1 protein-coding gene is annotated in these 295 nt (G+C 70.8%); it reads right to left on the bottom strand.

Annotated features, from left to right (window positions below; genetic code table 11):
- A partial coding sequence (locus tag JHD69_RS20885) for a hypothetical protein (protein WP_199142219.1) occupies nucleotides 1-295 on the bottom strand: 295 nt, incomplete at both ends.

Below are 295 nucleotides of genomic sequence, written 5' to 3'. Positions count from 1 at the left end.
CCCCCCCCCCCCCCCCCCCCCCCCCCCCCCCCCCCCCCCCCCCCCCCCCCCCCCCCCCCCCCCCCCCCCCCCCCCCCCCCCCCCCCCCCCCCCCCCCCCCCCCCCCCCCCCCCCCCCCCACCCCCCCATGTCGTGGTTCGTCGGCAGCGTCAGATGTGTATAAGAGACAGGCCCTGGGCTGGTTTTGAAATTGGTTGCTGTCTAGCAGGTTAACTGCGGCCGGTGTGCGTAGCAAAGTTTGTGGATTAAAGTATCCCTTAACGATTACCTCGCTCAGCTTTTGGGTACTATCAGC

Source organism: Pedobacter sp. ASV12 (assembly GCF_016429155.1).
Classification (GTDB): Bacteria; Bacteroidota; Bacteroidia; order Sphingobacteriales; family Sphingobacteriaceae; genus Pedobacter.
The sequence above is the reverse complement of the archived record's forward strand: the minus strand, read 5'-3'. Positions and strand labels throughout refer to the sequence as shown.